This window comes from Streptomyces sp. NPDC007901 (genome assembly GCF_042959465.1).
Lineage (GTDB): Bacteria > Actinomycetota > Actinomycetes > Streptomycetales > Streptomycetaceae > Streptomyces.
The window spans coordinates 1-15,165 of the sequence record NZ_JBIBKW010000023.1; the positions used below are offsets into that span (position 1 = coordinate 1).

General features: G+C 69.4%; 17 protein-coding genes and 2 pseudogenes. 4 read left to right on the plus strand and 15 right to left on the minus strand.

Translation table 11 applies throughout. The features are described 5' to 3' along the window. Window positions 1-366 precede the first annotated feature (366 nt). The 10 genes and pseudogenes from ACFZDK_RS45395 to ACFZDK_RS45440 form a co-directional block, all read right to left on the minus strand. On the minus strand, window positions 367-489 hold the full coding sequence (locus ACFZDK_RS45395) for a hypothetical protein (protein WP_390982223.1): 123 nt from the start codon (window positions 487-489) through the stop codon (window positions 367-369). Between the two features lie 158 nt (window positions 490-647). Then, window positions 648-1,526 carry an ABC transporter substrate-binding protein gene (locus ACFZDK_RS45400; protein ID WP_390982226.1) on the minus strand — a complete coding sequence of 293 codons (879 nt, stop codon included), beginning with the start codon at window positions 1,524-1,526 and terminating at the stop codon, window positions 648-650. A 152-nt stretch (window positions 1,527-1,678) separates the two neighbouring features. Beyond that, window positions 1,679-2,434: an SDR family oxidoreductase gene (locus ACFZDK_RS45405; RefSeq protein WP_390982229.1), complete on the minus strand. Its 756-nt coding sequence runs from the start codon at window positions 2,432-2,434 to the stop codon at window positions 1,679-1,681. Further along, window positions 2,431-3,123, minus strand: a complete 693-nt coding sequence (locus ACFZDK_RS45410) for a TetR family transcriptional regulator (RefSeq protein WP_390982232.1) — start codon at window positions 3,121-3,123, stop codon at window positions 2,431-2,433. The genes ACFZDK_RS45405 and ACFZDK_RS45410 overlap by 4 nt, the downstream gene beginning before the upstream one ends. Before the next feature lie 113 nt (window positions 3,124-3,236). Further along, window positions 3,237-3,686: pseudogene (locus tag ACFZDK_RS45415) on the minus strand (3-oxoadipyl-CoA thiolase); the annotation flags it as partial. A gap of 263 nt (window positions 3,687-3,949) precedes the next feature. Next, a complete protein-coding gene (locus ACFZDK_RS45420; protein WP_390982235.1) occupies window positions 3,950-4,663 on the minus strand; it encodes a plastocyanin/azurin family copper-binding protein in 714 nt (237 codons plus the stop codon). Continuing rightward, the gene (locus tag ACFZDK_RS45425) at window positions 4,651-5,175 is read right to left on the minus strand and encodes a hypothetical protein (RefSeq protein WP_390982238.1); all 525 of its coding nucleotides are present in this window, start codon (window positions 5,173-5,175) and stop codon (window positions 4,651-4,653) included. Before ACFZDK_RS45425 ends, ACFZDK_RS45420 begins: the two co-directional genes overlap by 13 nt. A gap of 103 nt (window positions 5,176-5,278) precedes the next feature. Then, complete coding sequence (locus ACFZDK_RS45430) at window positions 5,279-6,286, minus strand: plastocyanin/azurin family copper-binding protein (protein ID WP_390982241.1); 1,008 nt, start codon at window positions 6,284-6,286, stop codon at window positions 5,279-5,281. Window positions 6,287-6,336: 50 nt separating this feature from the next. Next, window positions 6,337-7,674, minus strand: coding sequence for a CopD family protein (locus ACFZDK_RS45435; RefSeq protein WP_390982243.1), 1,338 nt, complete (start codon window positions 7,672-7,674; stop codon window positions 6,337-6,339). Beyond that, on the minus strand, window positions 7,671-8,306 hold the full coding sequence (locus tag ACFZDK_RS45440; RefSeq protein ID WP_390982246.1) for a hypothetical protein: 636 nt from the start codon (window positions 8,304-8,306) through the stop codon (window positions 7,671-7,673). Before ACFZDK_RS45440 ends, ACFZDK_RS45435 begins: the two co-directional genes overlap by 4 nt. A 447-nt stretch (window positions 8,307-8,753) precedes the next feature. On the opposite strand from ACFZDK_RS45440, the gene ACFZDK_RS45445 reads away from it, so the two are divergent. Beyond that, a complete protein-coding gene (locus ACFZDK_RS45445) occupies window positions 8,754-8,918 on the plus strand; it encodes a hypothetical protein (protein ID WP_390982249.1) in 165 nt (54 codons plus the stop codon). A gap of 416 nt (window positions 8,919-9,334) precedes the next feature. Here the strand turns inward: ACFZDK_RS45445 and ACFZDK_RS45450 are convergent, their stop codons facing one another. Together ACFZDK_RS45450 and ACFZDK_RS45455 are read right to left on the minus strand one after the other, a co-directional pair. Beyond that, window positions 9,335-9,850, minus strand: coding sequence for a hypothetical protein (locus ACFZDK_RS45450; protein WP_390982251.1), 516 nt, complete (start codon window positions 9,848-9,850; stop codon window positions 9,335-9,337). Between the two features lie 142 nt (window positions 9,851-9,992). After that, entirely contained in the window at window positions 9,993-10,238 is a 246-nt protein-coding gene (locus tag ACFZDK_RS45455; RefSeq protein ID WP_390982254.1) for a hypothetical protein, read from the minus strand. A 271-nt stretch (window positions 10,239-10,509) separates the two neighbouring features. On the opposite strand from ACFZDK_RS45455, the gene ACFZDK_RS45460 reads away from it, so the two are divergent. Then, entirely contained in the window at window positions 10,510-10,686 is a 177-nt protein-coding gene (locus ACFZDK_RS45460) for a hypothetical protein (RefSeq protein ID WP_390982257.1), read from the plus strand. Window positions 10,687-10,698: 12 nt separating this feature from the next. Here the strand turns inward: ACFZDK_RS45460 and ACFZDK_RS45465 are convergent, their stop codons facing one another. From ACFZDK_RS45465 to ACFZDK_RS45475, 3 genes and pseudogenes are all read right to left on the minus strand, one after another. Then, complete coding sequence (locus tag ACFZDK_RS45465; RefSeq protein ID WP_390982260.1) at window positions 10,699-11,610, minus strand: NAD(P)H-binding protein; 912 nt, start codon at window positions 11,608-11,610, stop codon at window positions 10,699-10,701. 112 nt (window positions 11,611-11,722) lie between these two features. Further along, a pseudogene (locus ACFZDK_RS45470) lies at window positions 11,723-12,302 on the minus strand (aldehyde dehydrogenase family protein); the annotation flags it as partial. 239 nt (window positions 12,303-12,541) lie between these two features. Beyond that, complete coding sequence (locus tag ACFZDK_RS45475) at window positions 12,542-13,948, minus strand: carboxypeptidase regulatory-like domain-containing protein (protein ID WP_390982263.1); 1,407 nt, start codon at window positions 13,946-13,948, stop codon at window positions 12,542-12,544. Window positions 13,949-14,203: 255 nt separating this feature from the next. Between ACFZDK_RS45475 and ACFZDK_RS45480 the strand changes: the two genes are divergently transcribed. After that, entirely contained in the window at window positions 14,204-14,773 is a 570-nt protein-coding gene (locus tag ACFZDK_RS45480; RefSeq protein ID WP_390982265.1) for a TetR family transcriptional regulator, read from the plus strand. Window positions 14,774-14,809: 36 nt separating this feature from the next. Further along, window positions 14,810-15,100 (plus strand): aldehyde dehydrogenase family protein, encoded by a 291-nt coding sequence (locus ACFZDK_RS45485; protein WP_390982592.1) that lies wholly within the window; start codon window positions 14,810-14,812, stop codon window positions 15,098-15,100. The last annotated feature ends 65 nt before the right edge of the window (window positions 15,101-15,165 follow it).

The following is a 15,165-nucleotide window of genomic DNA, read 5'->3' on the forward strand; positions in this document are numbered from 1 at the left end:
ACGTAAGGGCAGCCACTTCCTCGCCTTCCTCGGCCTCGCCGCAGCCCTGACCTGCTACAAGAAACTCGCAAAATTCGCCACGTGAGACATCCTCTTAACTTCTGCCCACACCAGGTAACAAGGAGTCTGGGTAGCGCCCCCATCAGACAGCATCCATGTCGTCACGTCACCAATATGACAGTGAGAAGGCGGCGCACTGTCACAGTGCGTGGCGATCGCGTGACCCATTCATCCCCGCGGAGTATTGCTCTCCGCCAGCAAGGAAGACGAGAGCACCACCGCGGCCGGGCCGTCGGGAGAGGGCCGTACCGGACGCATGCCGGTCAGCCTCGTGCCTATGCCGTGGCGCAGGCGTTGCCGGGTCGCTCACCGCCGTGCGGCGATGGCTTCCAGCGCCCGGCGCGTCGAAGGGCGGGCCGGGCAGCGCGCGATGAGGTACAGCTCGGGGTCCTCCGCCGCGATCCGCTTCGCCTGACGGAATGTCAGCATGCCGGGCCGTGAGATGACCTTGGGGTGGGCACTCGGCGGGGGAGATACACACGGACCCCGTTCACACCGATGTCGGGCGGCTCAAGGACAGGGAGGACCGCACCCTCGACACGGCGTCCGTGGCACGGATTCTTGGACGCCGTTTGAGAGACCCACCTCTAGGACGTGGTGGTGGCCGTGCGGTAGAACTCGGCCGCGGTGACGGTGGCGGGGACGCCGAGTTCGGCGGCGACCGCGGTGATCGCCCTGTTGCCGACGGCCGGATCGGCTTGGCCGTCGACGGTGAAATGCGGTGCGATGAACGTCTTGTAGTGAGCGTGGGCCTCGACCGCCGTGTGCCCGCCGAGGAACGTCTGCATGTGCCGCACCGTGGTGTCGGGGTCGTTGTGGATCACCCGCAGGGCGCGCCGGTGCGCCCGGAGGACGGCCTGGACCGCGGGGCTGTCCGGGTCGGTGTATGTGGGGTCGACGGCCAGGCCCACGGTGGGGATCTGGAAGTGGTCTCCGATCCAGCCCAGTACATTCCAGCCGTGTTCGGCGGCCACCGCCTCCGGCGCCATGGTGCTGCCGACCAGCGCGGCGTCGATCTCGCCGTCGCGCAGCCGGCGCAGGTCCATGCCGTAGTCGCCGGGCGGGCGGACGACGGACTTGATGTCCCGGTCCGGGTCGAGGCCTGCCCCGCGCAGCACGATCCTGGTGAAGCATCCCGGCGCGGTGTGCGGGGCATGCACCGCCAGCCGTCGGCCGGCCAGGTCGGACAGGGAGGTCAGGCCGGAGCGGGCGAGGAACCAGAACAGCGGCCGGTGGGTGTTGACGTTGAGGGCGACCCAGGGAGTGCCGTCGGTCAGCCGGGACAGCAGTGCCCGGCCGAGCCCGATGGTGGCGCAGCGGCGCAGCCGCTCCTCGTCCCACGTGCAGCCGTCGCGCAGCGCGACGTGGACGCCCTCGTCGGCGTAGAAGTCCTCCTGGTCGGCGATGTAGGCGGCCAGTTCCTCGTGCAGGCCCCGCCCGACGTAGGCAAGATCGATCGTGTACATGAGTGCTTGTCCTTGATCGTGTCACCGTCGCACGGCCGGGCCCGCTGACGGCGCCGCAGTGGCCGGGTTCGGGTGACGGTGTACCGGATACGATCCGGCCGTCAGCCGGACCCGGGCCGGACGGCCCCGTGTGCCGGGGCGTCGGCGAGGCGTCAGTACATGGCCAGTCCGCCGTTGACCGCGGCCGTGGTACCCGTCATGAACGCGTTGTCCTCGTCGGCGTAGAAGGCGACCGCCTGGGCGACATCGGCCGGGTGCGCCAGGCGGCCGAGGGGGGTGGCCGCCACCTGCTGCTGCCTTGTCGCATCGTCGAGCACGTCAACGGCGGTGCGGGTCTCCACTGGGCCGGGTGCGACGACATTGACCGTGATGCCTTGTGGTGCCAGTTCCTGAGCGAGGTACCGGGCGAACTGCTCCAGTGCGGCCTTGGACGTGCCCAGCGCGATCATGCCCTTCCGGGGCCGGCGGCTGAGGCCGGTACCGAGATAGACGATGCGTCCCCAGCCCTGTTCGGTCATGGCGGGCAGGACGGCTTTGGTGACAGCGAAGGCCGCGTGCATCTCGGCGTCGATCTTGCCGCCCAGTTCGTCCCACGACATTTCCCGGAACGACTTGACCACGTACGGGATCAGAGCGTTGTGTACCAGTACGTCGATGCCGCCCCATGCGGCCCCGACCCGCTCCACCAGGCTCTCGACCGCCGCCACCTCGCGTACGTCAGCCTGCACGGCCATGGCCTGGCCACCGGCGGCCTCGATGTCGGCCACCACTTCACCGGCCGCCTTGGCGCTGCTGAGGTAGTTGACCACCACGCGCATCCCACGCGCGGCCAGAAGACCTGCGGTGGCCGCACCGATTCCGCTGCTGGCCCCTGTCACCAGTGCCACCCTGCCGGTCGTCCCGGTCATGGGCCCACCTCCTTTTCTTCGTCGCGGGCCGTCGGAATGACCGCCCCGAGCCGTTCGCCGTCGATCGCGGGGCCGGTGGAGCGGATCGCCCCGTACAGCACGGTGTCGACGGTCGCCCGCAGCAGATGCGCGGCGGTCCATTCCAGTTCGTAGGGCAGCCGGGAGGTGAACAGCCGCTCCAAGGCGCCGCGCGTGATCTCACCGAGCAGCTCGGGCGGCGCGGACAGCAGTCCCCGCCGGTGACCGTCCCGGAACAACTCGTCGACACGCCGGTAGATCACCGTGTCCACACGTTGTTCCACGTAGTGGCGCAGGACCGGGTCTCCGCCACGCCCCGTGGCGAGCTGCGCAGCGCCGATCCGCCCCAGTTCGGTGCCCGCCGCGACCAGGAACCGCTGGACCCGCACATCGAACGGCTGGCCTTCCGCGTCCTCGGCCGACATCGCCAGTGTGCGCTCCACCGCCGCGAACTGCCGGTCCAGCACTGCGGCCAGCAGACTGCGCTTGTCCGGGAAGCAACGGTAGATGGTCTTCTTGCTCATCCTGAGCTCACGCGCGAGATCATCCATGCTCACCCGTGCCAGGCCCGGCGCGAGGAACAACCGGCCGGCTGCCTCCACGATCGCCTCGGCGCGCTGCCTGTCCTCTTCGGAAACTTTCGATACTGGATTAGTTTCCATGGTTTTCATCCTGGGTGCCTCCCTGCGTACCGTCAAGGCATGTCGTCCGGGCGGGACCGTCGCAGCCGGGATCGGTGGCGATGCGGGCGGCGCGTGTCAGCGTTCGAGGGACCAGGCCCGTGTCAGCGTTCGAGGACCAGAGCGAGGCCTTGGCCGACGCCGATGCAGAGGGTCGCGATGCCGGTGCCGGAGCCGCGGCGGGCGAGTTGGTGTGCGACGGTGCCGGCGAGGCGGGCGCCGGAGGCGCCGAGGGGGTGTCCGAGGGCGATGGCACCGCCCAGCGGATTGAGGATCGCCGGATCGAACTCGGGCCATTCGGCCACACACCCCAGAACCTGCGCGGCGAAGGCCTCGTTCAGTTCCAGCACGTCGAGAGCGGCGAAGGTCCGGCCGGCCTTGGCCAGCGCCCGGTCGACGGCCTCGACGGGGGCGAGGCCGAAGTAGTCCGGGTCGATCGCGGACACCGCGGTGGCGCGGACGCGCGCCAGCGGTTCACGGCCGATGGCCTTCAGACCGTCCTCGTCGGCCAGGAGCAGGGCGGCGGCGCCGTCGCTGAGCGGGGAGGCGTTGCCTGGTTGTGGGCCCTGAGTACGGCACTCGGCTCGTTCGTGCGTTACGCGGCCGAGCCGGGGGCCAGGTGCCCATAGGCCGACGGCGGTGACGAGGGCGTCCGTGGCAAATCCACTCCATCATCGCGGCGCGGAGGGCGACGGCGAGGAGTTCGATGACGACGTATCAGCCCGAGCCCTCGCCCCCCGGACCTCGCTCGACCGACGCGCCTGGAGCGCCGGGTGTCGGAGAGAGCGGGGCAGTGGACGCGGGCTCGGACTCGACCTCAACTCGGGGCCATGCCGTTGTCCCGTGACGCGCCGGCGGCCGAGCGTGAACCGACCAGCAGCAGGCACAGCACAGCGACGCCGGCGACGACGCCCGCCAGAAGGAGCAGCGGGTTGAGGGGGCGACGGGCGGAGGTGTCGCTCGGGGCGGTCACGTCAGGCTGCGTCGAAGCGGCCGGTACCGCTGCCGCGGCGGTGGGCGAGGGGTTTTGCGTGGCAGTGGCTGCTGCCATGCCGCTGTGGTGGGTCTCAGCGGACGATGGATTGGGCGACGGGACCCGTGTCGGGTGGGCCGAGGAGGGGGCCGGACCCGTGTGTCCGTGGGTGGTTGGCTGTGTGGTGGGGGCGGGTGCGGCGGCGGGTTGGACGACGAGCTGGGCTGCCATGCCGGGGTGGACGGTGCAGACGTAGGAGTAGGTTCCCGCGGTGGTGAAGGTGTGGCTCCAGGTGCCGCCCTTGTTCAGCAAGGGTGAGTGGATGGACTCGGGGCCGGAGGTGGTCTTCACGTCGTGCGGAGCCTGGTCCTCGTTGGTCCAGGTGACGGTGTCGCCGGCGGTGATGGTGAGGGAGCGGGGGCTGAACGCGTAGCCGGACATGACGGCTTGGTGACCGGCGGCCTGCGCGGCCGGGGGGTCGAGGAAAGCGACGACTCCCGTGGTGAGGAGCGCGGCGAGCAGGATGCGCAGGGTGTGGAGGGTGTTCAGGCGGGGCATGTGAACTCCGCGGCGACGAGCAGCCGCAGGCGGTCTGCGGGGCGGATGCGGGACAGGGTGAAGCCCGTCGTGCGGCGTAGCGGGCCATAGGGCACATCGCTGGTGCCGAGGACGAGAAGGCAGGCGTCGGTGCGCTCGACGACGCGCAGCGTCAGGGTCGCCGGCACGGACGGCACGGTCGTGTCACCGGTCGCGAGTTCGCCCGGAACACGCAGCCGCGAACCCTCCGCCTCGGGTTCGATCGTCGTGCTGACGAAGGAGAGTTCCTCGCCGCCGAGAGCAGGGCCGGTCAGCTTCAGGCCCAGGACGCAGTCTGCGGGTTCCGCTGCAACGGTGAGCGTGGCGTCGTCGGGGGTGAGGCGCCGGCGGAGGGTGACCAACGGACCCAGACAGGAGGTCAGTTCGACGATGCAGCGGTTCGATGCGGCCGTGTAGGTGCCGAGGCGGGGCAGCCAGGACGGGCCCGGCCGGGGCGGGGGCAGGGTGGCGGTCGGCAGGGTTTCAGGGGTCATCTCGGCACCTCGGTGGGCGAACTGAGCGACGGGAAGGACAATGGGGCGGTGGCGAGCCGGCCGACTGCTACTCGGCCGGCCCGCCACGTCCTGCTGAGGGGGGTCAGCAGGAGTTGATGAGGTAGTTGGTGGTGGGGGCGAGAAGGTGCCCGGCCCACACGGTGTGCGTCTTGACGTACTGGTCGGGATTGAGGATGTCCGCGACCTGCTGGCCCGGGGACTCCTCCAGGTGTGCGGAGTTGAGGTGCTGGAGGACCACGGTGAGGGTGTCGTCGGCGATGGCGCCACCGCCGTTGACGGCCGGGGTGAGGATCGACTCCAGCCAGACGGTGTGCATCTTCAGGTAGCTGTCGAGGTTGAGCGCGTCCTGGACCTGCTGTCCGGGGGACTCCTCCAGGTGGGCCTTGTCCAGGTGCTGGAGGATCGGCAGCAGGACCTGCTGCACGCTGTGGCACTGTTCGTCGCTGCCGCCACTGCCGCCGCTCATCCCGCCCGAGCCACTGCTCCCGCCGGTCGAGCCGCCGGTGGAACCTCCGGTGGAGCCGCCCGTGGAGCCACCGGTCGACCCACCCGTGGAACCACCTGTGGAACCACCTGTGGAACCGCCCGTACCACCGCCCTGGGTGCTGCCTCCGCCGTCGGCGACGACGGTGATGGAAGCCGTCATGTCCGGGTGGACCGCGCAGTAGTACTCGTACGTGCCGGCCTTGGTGAAGGTGTACGACCAGCTGTCACCCTTGTTCAGCGTGCCGGAGTCGAACTTGGCCGGGCCGCTGGTGGTGGTGACCGTGTGCGGAGCGGTGTCCTCGTTGACCCACTTCACGGTCTGGCCGACCTTCACGGTCAGGTTCGGTTGCGTGAACTTGTAGTTCTTGATCTCGATGGTGTAGTCGGCCGCCTTGGACTGGGCGGCGGCCGGCTGGGATATCGAGTGGGCGTCGGACGCCGGTGCGGCCGTCGCCGGGGCCGCGGCTCCGCTCGACGCCCCGAGGAGACCGAGAGCGGCGACGCCGGTGATTCCGGCGCCCAGGCCGGTCGCCAGCAGCACCCGGTTGCCCACCCGGGAGTGCCGGTGGCGCGGCGGGGGTGCGGTGGTTTCTTCAGTGCGCATGGTGGTGCGTCTCCCTTGCAAGGTGAGAGGGGGGTGGGACAGGGTGCTGGTCAGCGGCCGGGAGCGGACGTGACCAGCAGACTCGTCGCGGCCAGCACGACGAGGACGAGCCCCGTCTCGGCCGCGACCGAGTAGACGAAGGGCCGTACGGTGGCGCGGTCACCGCGCAGCAGGACGGCGATGTCGAGCCGGGTCTTCACCCAGCTGCGGCTGCGCTGGGCGATGAGCAACACCGCGGCCAGGACGGCGAGTTTCAGGAGCAGCAGGCGCCCGTAGCCGGTGTGGAACAGGGCCCCGAACGAGCCCACGACCTGCCAGGCCAGGACCGCGCCTGCCACGGCGATCGCCGCAACGGAGGCCCCGGCGAGCACGGAGTAACCGGACACGGCGGCCGACAGCTCCGCCGGACGGCGCCGGGGCAGAACGCCGAGCAACAGCAGCGTGAGGCCGCCCAGCCAGACGGACACGCCCAGCAGGTGCACCAGGTCCGCCACCGCACCCCAACCGGGGTGCGTGCCCTCGGCGTTGTGGCCGCTCATGCCCGTGGTACGCAGCATGCCGAGGCTGACGGCGAGGGCGCCGACCCGCCATCCGGGCGACCGGGCCGACCGCTCGCCGCCCTGGAGCAAGGCGGCCAGGACGATGGCCGCCAGCACCCACATCAGCACCCGACAGGCGTCGACGATGCCGACCTCGGTGCTCAACAGGTCGGTGTAGGTGGCCGTTTGGAACGCATCGCCGAGCGTGCCCATCGCCCCGTAGGTGCCCTGCAGCCCCGGGGCGACCAGGCTCGCCGTGAGCCCGGCCGTCCAGGACACCGCGAGGATCCGGCGGGTGCGGCGATCCTGGGCACCCTGGGGCCACAGAGTGCCCACGAACACGATCCCCCCGACATACAGGGCGAGCGCGAGGTACCCGACCCAGCGGGTGGCCGCCCAAGCCGTGCGCACTGCCTCGGACGGAGTCGGCGCGGCCTGCGCGCCGACGTCCCGGGCCGTCGAGCCGGCGGCCTTCGGCGTGAGGGGGAAGGTCAGCGTTCCGGACGTCGGATGACCGTCCTCCATGTCACGCACCTGCCAAACCAGGTTCAAGCGATCCTGGCCGGTCGTCTTGGGCACGGCAACTTCGACGACGTTGCCCTTGCGGTCACCCCGGGCCGGCCGCGACAGGGCCAGATGCTTGCCGCTGGTGGTGACGTGGACGTCGGGCAGGACGACCGGCTCGCTGAAGGTCAGCTTCACCGTGGTGGGTGTGTGGGCGAGCCGGGTGCCCTCCTTCGGCACGGAGGAGTCGAGCTCGGTGTGGGCCGACACGGCCGGTGCGCAGACCAGCAGGGCGGCCAGGGCGGCCAGGACGATGCCGAACAGGGTCGGAACGCGGCGTCTCACGGGAGCACCTCCGGGATCACCGACGGCGAGGGCGCCACGCCGACACACAGCGACGACGTATCGACGGATGAGGGCGACGGCGAGGGGATCGGGGAGGCCGTGACACCGGAGGCGCCGCCGCCGACCAGGCCGTCCAGCAGACCGGTCACCGGAGTGAGCACGCCCCCCAACAGCGGTTGCGCCAGGCGCACTTCACCTGTACCGCAACTGCCGGACGGTGTCGAAGAAGGGGTTGGCGAGGGGAAATTCGACGCCGAATCGGAAGGCTCGGGTGTTGGCCCGTTCCCGCTGCCTCCATTCCCCGTGCCGTAACCGCCGTCCCCGCTTGCGGATGACGTATTGCTTGCGACGGGAATTCCGGCACCACCGCTCGCGGACCAGGAATCACCCGCCGTGCCGGAACCCGCATCACCAGCCGAGGAACTGGGACCCACGGCCCAACCATTCGAGGGAGTGGGTGACGCGGACGGAACCCCCGCCGCCGGAGGTGCGGCGCTGTCGAGATTCGTGGGCGCCGGTGCGCCGATGCCCGAGGCGTACCCGAGGACGACGATCACCGCCGCGACGAGCGCACCGGCGACGATTTCGTCGCGATGGTCCCCGGGCCAGGACGCCCTGGCGAAGAAGGACATGGCCTCTCCTGACAACTGTGCGTGAAGGGCAGTGCACAGGAGTGGACCCGGGTGAGGATTCCCGGGGGCTACACGTCGGTTAATCGCCCGTTTCGTTGCCTCTCATTCGAGTCCGGTCGTACTGTGAGAACGGACCTTCCCGGGTCAATTAGCGCATTGCATTGAGTGAAGGAAATGGAGGGATCGTGAATTCGAATGCACTCTGCATTTACTCATTCACTGAATCGTCTCGAATGCATATGCCGCCGAAGGTTGACCGCCGCGGGCTGGACGTAGGTCTGCGCTACTCGGAGGCGTCGCCGCCGGGTGCCGGACCCGTCCGGAGTTCCACGCAGCGGGTGCCCGGACGATGAGTCGGCACGGCGGTGGTCTCACCGTCGCCTGAAGCAGTCAAGTACCCGCACAGGAAAGCGTGGTTCATGCCGCAGACCAGTTCCGGCGCCTGTGTTGCAACGGCTGGTCGCCCGCACCCTCAGCAACCTGGAGACCCTGGTCCGCAGACGGCTCAAGGCGCTGCAGTACCGGCACAGCATCCTCGACGGATTCCTCGCCGGGACCGGCCTCACTCTCGACAGACCGAACGCACCCTCACCTCGCGCTTTCACGAGGTGAGCTGTCCGACTGGTGATCACGAAGGCAGAAAGTTCCTCCGACCAGCGAGAATGAGGATTGCTGAGGTCCTTGTTCCCGACTTCATCATCGGCCGACGGAGAGTACTCGGCTGTCGCCGTCGTCAACATCGGCAGGCCGGGCGAGAACGCCTGGTTCTCGCGCTCCACACGCCTGACGTATGCCCAAGTGGTGACGGCCGTCTGGTCGACTGCCGGGCATTCGCGGTGCGGAAGGGAGTCACCTGTCGGTGGGGCATTCCGGCGCATACACGGTCGACGGCCGCGTCTGCCTGGTGGCCACCGACGACTACGCCCTCGTGCTTGGCGCACGGGGCGAAGTGATCGGGGAAGGGCGCGACTTCTCCAAGTGTATCCGCGAGTACCTGGGCACAGACGCCCTGGAAGGAACCCCTCCGGCTATCCCCGGGTCTGCAGCCCCGGGGGGAGGGTCTCCTCCTCCGGGACCGGTTCCGTCCGGCTCCGGGCGGTGTTGCCGGCGGCGGTGTGCGCGGGCGGCCACGGCAGCAGGGCGATCAGGGAGTGTGCCCGATAAATGAGGAAGGCGGCGAGCGGCAGTTCGGTGACCAGGGCAAGGCCTCCCGCCGTCCAGACCTCCTCGGTGCCGGCGTCGAGCGAGATGTCGAACCAGGTGTCGCAGATCAGCAGGACTGCTGTGGCGTGCGCGTACAGGATGACCGAACGGCTGCGGCGCCAGGCCAGCAACGCCGTGGATGCCAGCGCCATGATGAGCAGCATGTCGAATCCGACCCAGGTCAGGCGCCATTCGTGGACGTGGCGGGACGACGGCAGCGTCACACCCAGCATCACGGTCCAGGGTATGAGACAAGCGGCGCACGCGGCGAGCAGCTCAGCGGTGTGCTTCCTGCGGCGGTCCGCCGGGAGGTCGCGGCGATCGGCGTGTTTCTTGGTCACTTGCGATCCGTCCTCGCGTACTTCTTCCGACACCGGCAGGCTTCCCGGATTCCCCATGGGCACAGCGGCATTCGTCGTTCCGGATATTCCTGTGGCGTGCCACCGAACAAATCGGGATCGGGCCGATGCCGGTGGTGCCCCGCTACGGGTGTGCCAACCCGAATGCTTTCAGCTGCTCCCAGATCCACAGGTAGAAGAGGTCGTACATGGAACAGTCGCGGACCTGTCCGTGGTGCCCACCGGCGGTCCCCGTCTCCACCACCGCACCCGTCCGGGCGGGGACGTGCGCGTAGCCCGGAAGCGCAGCCGCGTTGGCGGAGCCCCCTGCGGTGAGGAGAGCGCCGCCGGCGAATGCCAGTGAAGCAGCGGCGGTCGCGATGCGTCGCACGATCTTGTTCTTGGTGTGCAAAACAATCACTCGTAATTTCTGGAGGGTCGTAACTTCCCACGCGACCAGTCTCGAACGGGAAGCGTGCGCGGCGCATCGCATGATCTGGTGACTGACGCCTGGGCGGGTGGGAACCGCTGCGAGTACCCATTGCAGGCTTCATCCGGGATCTGACAGTCACGTGAGTCACCAGTTCGCGCGATGTGGACAGCTCCTTTGCGGTCTGCTCTGCCCGGAAGGCCGAGATCAAACGATCATCGCCTCGCCGGGCGTGAGCGGACCGGCCGAGCTGCGCCCGCACATGCTGCGTCGGCGCGTGGATCCCGTCACGGTCCGTCTCTGTGCGGAGCTCTACGAGCGGCTGGCTCTCGGGCAGTCGCTGATCGAGCCGCCGGAGTCCTGGGCGGCGGATCGGCAGGGCGCCGACCCCGACCGATTCGCCGCCTGACAGCGGTGGCCCTCAGCTTCGGCCTCGCCCGAGCTCGGCGGTGCCGCGCGCGGTGTTCGGTGCGGGCCACCAGACCGCGTCCGAGACCGGGGTCGCCGGTGAGCCGGTGATCCGTGGGACGACGTCGGTGACTGTGGAAATCTCGCCCTTCTCGATCGCCTGGTACCACGAGATCCAGGTTTCGATCTGTTCCCCGCTCATGCCCCGTCGCCATCGCCGCGTGAAGGCTTCCTCGAGAGTCTCGGGTTCGTAGCGGTAGGGCCGGCCGGTTGCCGCGGCGATCCGGGTGACCGCTTCGTCGAGGGTCAGGGCCTCGGGCCCGGTGATCTCAAGCGTCGCGCCGTCGTGCTCGGAGCGGGGCCCCTCGTCGAGGGCGACGGCCGTGATCACGTCGGCGATGTCCTCATGGGTGACGAAGGCGGCCCGCCCGGTCGGTGCGGGGCCGCCGACGACGAATTCCTCGTCGGCGAGGGCGGCGGGCGTCGAGGTGTAGAAGCCGGCCCGGAGTACCGTGTGGCGGATCCCGGCCCCTGCCAGGAACTGTTCGGTCAGCCACTGGTCGCGGGCGTTGAGGTACGTGGCGGTGGGCGCCGCACCGACGAGGGACACATACAGAACCCGGTCCACGCCGACCGCGATCGCGGCCTCGACCGCACTGGCGTGCTCCTCCAGTCGGCGGACCGTGCGGTGTGCGGAGACCAGGACGAGGGTCGACGCGCCCTCGAGCGCCTTGCGCATGGCGGAGGCGTCGGCGTAGGCGGCCGGGCCGCGTCGCTGGGCGCCAGGCAGTTCGGGCATGCGGTCGGGGCTGCGCCCGACGAGGAGTTGTGGGACGCCGCGGTCGGCGAGCCGGGCTGCGATCCGGCTGCCCAGCGCCCCGGTCACCCCGGTGACCGCCACCGTGGCGTGGTTCTTCTCGGACATATGTCTGCCTCCATCCGGGCCCGCGTCGATCGCGCACCCCTCTTCCGATTACGTCTGGCGAAAGAGACCTCGCCTCCGGCTGCCTTCCGCGGTTGCGCGACGGCGTGGTACTTCACCGCCACGCAAGCCTCACTGTTCCCGGAAATCCGACCGCCCCGGCACCAGGCCTGCGGCCGTAGCGGCACCCCGGGGACCGAGCGGCCGTCTCGGCAGGATCAGGCCGGCGACTCGTGATGACCTTGCCGGTCGTGTAGAAGTGCACGACTTCGCTGCCGTCCATACGGTGCTCGCCGAAGGCCGAGTCCTTCCAGCCGCCGAAGGAGTGGTTGCCCACCTCGCAGCGGCATCGGCATGTTCACGCCGACCCTCCCGACCTCGACCTCCACCTGGAACCGGCGGGCCGTGCCGCCGTTGCGGGTGAAGACGGCGCCGGCGTTGCCGAACGGGGAGCCGTTGACGATGTTCATGGCCTCCTCGTAGGTCTTTGCCCTGAACACGCACAGGACCGGACCGAAGATCTCGTTGCGGTACGCGTCCGGGTCCGCGCTGGCCCTGTCGAGGAGCGAGATGCCCATCCAGTGCCCGTTCTCCGGGCCCTCGACAGTGAAGCCGCGGCCGTCGAGCACCACGTCGGCTCCCTGGCCGGCCGCGCGAGGGACGTACGGCGCCACCTCGTCGCGGTGCGCCTGCGTGGGGCTTGTCTGCGATCCAACGGGTGACGGTCTTCATCGGCGGAACTCCTTCGAGAATGACGGCGCCGGCCGCGAGGTTCCTGTCGCTGCGCCTCAGGGGCCTTGGCTGCGCCCGGACCGGGCCGCGTTCTCAGCACGGGGCACGGGCCCATCGTGGCCACGCGCGGGAATGCTGCTGACATGGAATCGATTGCTCCATGTTCCGCGTTGCGGCAGATCCGAGGGCCGGGGCGCGCTCCTCAGGATCCGCGTCCCGTGGGTTCGAGATCGAGGGGGTGAGCCGCCGCGCGAGACGTCCGGTTGCACCGGTCGTGCAGGGTGAAGTCGGCCCGGACCGCCACACCGGACTGCATCAGTTTCTGGTGGACCAGTGGGTCTCGGCCGGGGTGTGAGACCACGACACTGACGTATCCCTCGGGCAGACCGGTCACCGCGTACTCGCCCCGCGGGTTCGTGGTGGTCCGCACCAGCTGCCGGCCGCTGGTGTCCATGACGGTCACGGCGGCATGGCGGACGGGCTGCTGTTCTCTGTCGCGGACGAAGCCCTCCAGCATCGGCAACAACTCGCCGAAGTGATGGGGACGGACCGGAAGCGCGGTGGGTACGGGCGCCTCCACGGAGGGGTCCTCCACCGGCGGTTCCGGAACGTCCTCCTGCTCGTCCTCGGCTACCTGTCGTGCGGCCACGCGGTGGTGCCGCCACGCGTCGAGTCCCAGCAGGGTCATGCCTGCCGCGATCCATGCGCACAGCACGAGGACCGGCTTGAGTACACCCGCGTCGTCGAAGTACAGGACTCCTCTCAGGCCGTCGACCGCGTTGCCCAGAGGCATGACGGCGTGCAGGACCTGGAAGAACCTCGGCAGCAGCTGGACGGGGACCAGGCCGCTGGAGGGAACGCTCAGCACGATGTACAGGCCCAGACCCGCCAGTGGGAAGAAGTGCTTGACGAAAGGCGCCATGCCGAGGGAGAACGTGCCCACCGCCGTGGTGAGCAAGAAGGCGATCGCCAGGGCGGCGGGGGAGTTGGGCAAGTAGCCCAGCCCCACACCGACGAAGAAGCCCACAGCGCTGACGACTGCGGCGAAGCACGTGACCATCAGCAGTTTCCTGCGCCGGTTGAGGGTCACCGCCCGCAGCAGGGACGTCGCGAGGATGTAGCCGGGCATGTTCCAGGCGATCGCGAAGTACACCAGGGTCGTGCCGAGCCCGTCCTTGCGTGTGGTGGGAGCCACGTCCGTGACCGTCAGTTTCTGGTGGTCGTGCGCCGCGAGCCGGGTGAAACCCTTGGTCAGCGCCTGCTCGAGGCTCACCCCGTTGGCCCCCGCCACGTACAGCACGGAATGCTTGCCCTTCGTGGCGAAGCCTGCCACGGCGTCCCGGTCCAGCACCGCTCTCCGAGCTTCCCGGGCGTCTGCCACGGCGGCGACGTCGAACCCGCCGGGATGCTGGCTCTGCAGAGCGGTGTCGACCCTGCGTTCCAGTGGGACACCAGCGATTACAAGCTTCGCGTGGTCAGGCTGCGGCTGGTGAAAGGCCATGGGGAAGCAGAACAACAGGCCGAGGAAGAGCAGGGCCGGGACCGTCAGGGTCTCGGCCAGGACTTTGACCAAGGAGACGCCGCGGGGACGCTCGATCCGGTGTTTCACAGAACCGCACCCCGGGCGCCACGGGGAGCCATGTCACTGAGCTCGCGGACCACGCGGCCGACTGAATGCCCGGTGATCCGACGGCCGCTGCTTCGGTGCGGGAGGGCCTGCACTTCTCGCGGTTCAACCAGTTTCACGGCGTCCCTCTCGGCTGTGACGCGCCCGGCCATCGCCATGGCGCCATTCGATAAATGTACCGATCGGCACATCTACGTCTGCTGGACCATACGCGTACCGATCGGTACAGTCAAAGATGTGCCTCGCCCCATCAACGCCGAAAAACGTGCCGAACTGCAGAAACAGGTGGTGCACCACCTCCAGCACCACGGCGTCGCGCAGATGTCGTTGGGTCCGCTCGCGGAGTCGATCGGCACCACCAAGCGCATGCTTCTGTACTACTTCGGCAGCCGCGAGAATCTGTTGGCTCAGGTGCTGGCCGCAAGCCGTCCCGACGCCCACGCGATGTTCGACGGCGTCAGCGACACCGCGGGACTGCGCAAGGCGGCCGATGCCCTGTGGGAGGCGATGACCGTCGGGGAGCAGTCCGGGCCGATCCGCATGCTGCTGCAACTGCTCAGCCTGGCCGCCACGGATCCCGAGCAGTACGGCAGTATCGCCGCCGAGACGGTCGAGGTCATGATCGGCCCGATCGCCGCGGCCTACGTCCGGCTGGGGCACTCGGAACAGCAGGCGCGGACAGTGGCCACGCTGCTCGTCTCCGGCCTGCGCGGTCTGTGCCAGGACCGCCTGGTGACCCATGACGTCGCGCGTACCGACGCGGCCGCCGGCCGACTCATCAGGGACGCGGTCGCCGCGGCCGACTGAGCTTGTGCCCCCGACCCGGCGCTGATCGCGGAGCTCATCAGAGAGGGTGAATCCGTCGAGTTGGCGAACCGCCGGCCGTACGGCCTGGCCGCGTCCCTGAGGGCGAACGATCACCCACGCGCGCAACGGACCACCGCCGAACCCGACTTCGGCGCAGTCCGGGGCAACCCCCACGGCACACCCACCCCGGAGGCGACGTACGGAGGCTTCAAGCACTCCGGACACGGCAAGGACCTGTTCGCACATGCCCTGAGCACGACAGTCACCCCCCGGACAAGGCACTACGACGCCGGACCCGACTGTTCCGCCGTGCAGGAGATCCGGTGACGGCACCACCGGCGAGGCGGCGGTGTCCACGGTGTCCATCCTGACTGGACAGGAAGCTGAGGGCG

Excerpts from the sequence above, each read along its gene's own strand:
- ACFZDK_RS45440 (WP_390982246.1), bottom strand. The coding sequence starts at position 8,306 with ATGTCCTTCTTCGCCAGGGCGTCCTGGCCCGGGGACCATCGCGACGAA.
- ACFZDK_RS45395 (WP_390982223.1), bottom strand. The coding sequence starts at position 489 with ATGCTGACATTCCGTCAGGCGAAGCGGATCGCGGCGGAGGACCCCGAG.
- ACFZDK_RS45405 (WP_390982229.1), bottom strand. The coding sequence starts at position 2,434 with ATGACCGGGACGACCGGCAGGGTGGCACTGGTGACAGGGGCCAGCAGC.
- ACFZDK_RS45430 (WP_390982241.1), bottom strand. The coding sequence starts at position 6,286 with ATGCGCACTGAAGAAACCACCGCACCCCCGCCGCGCCACCGGCACTCC.
- ACFZDK_RS45400 (WP_390982226.1), bottom strand. The coding sequence starts at position 1,526 with ATGTACACGATCGATCTTGCCTACGTCGGGCGGGGCCTGCACGAGGAA.
- ACFZDK_RS45425 (WP_390982238.1), bottom strand. The coding sequence starts at position 5,175 with ATGACCCCTGAAACCCTGCCGACCGCCACCCTGCCCCCGCCCCGGCCG.
- ACFZDK_RS45410 (WP_390982232.1), bottom strand. The coding sequence starts at position 3,123 with ATGAAAACCATGGAAACTAATCCAGTATCGAAAGTTTCCGAAGAGGAC.
- ACFZDK_RS45465 (WP_390982260.1), bottom strand. The coding sequence starts at position 11,610 with ATGTCCGAGAAGAACCACGCCACGGTGGCGGTCACCGGGGTGACCGGG.
- ACFZDK_RS45420 (WP_390982235.1), bottom strand. The coding sequence starts at position 4,663 with ATGCCCCGCCTGAACACCCTCCACACCCTGCGCATCCTGCTCGCCGCG.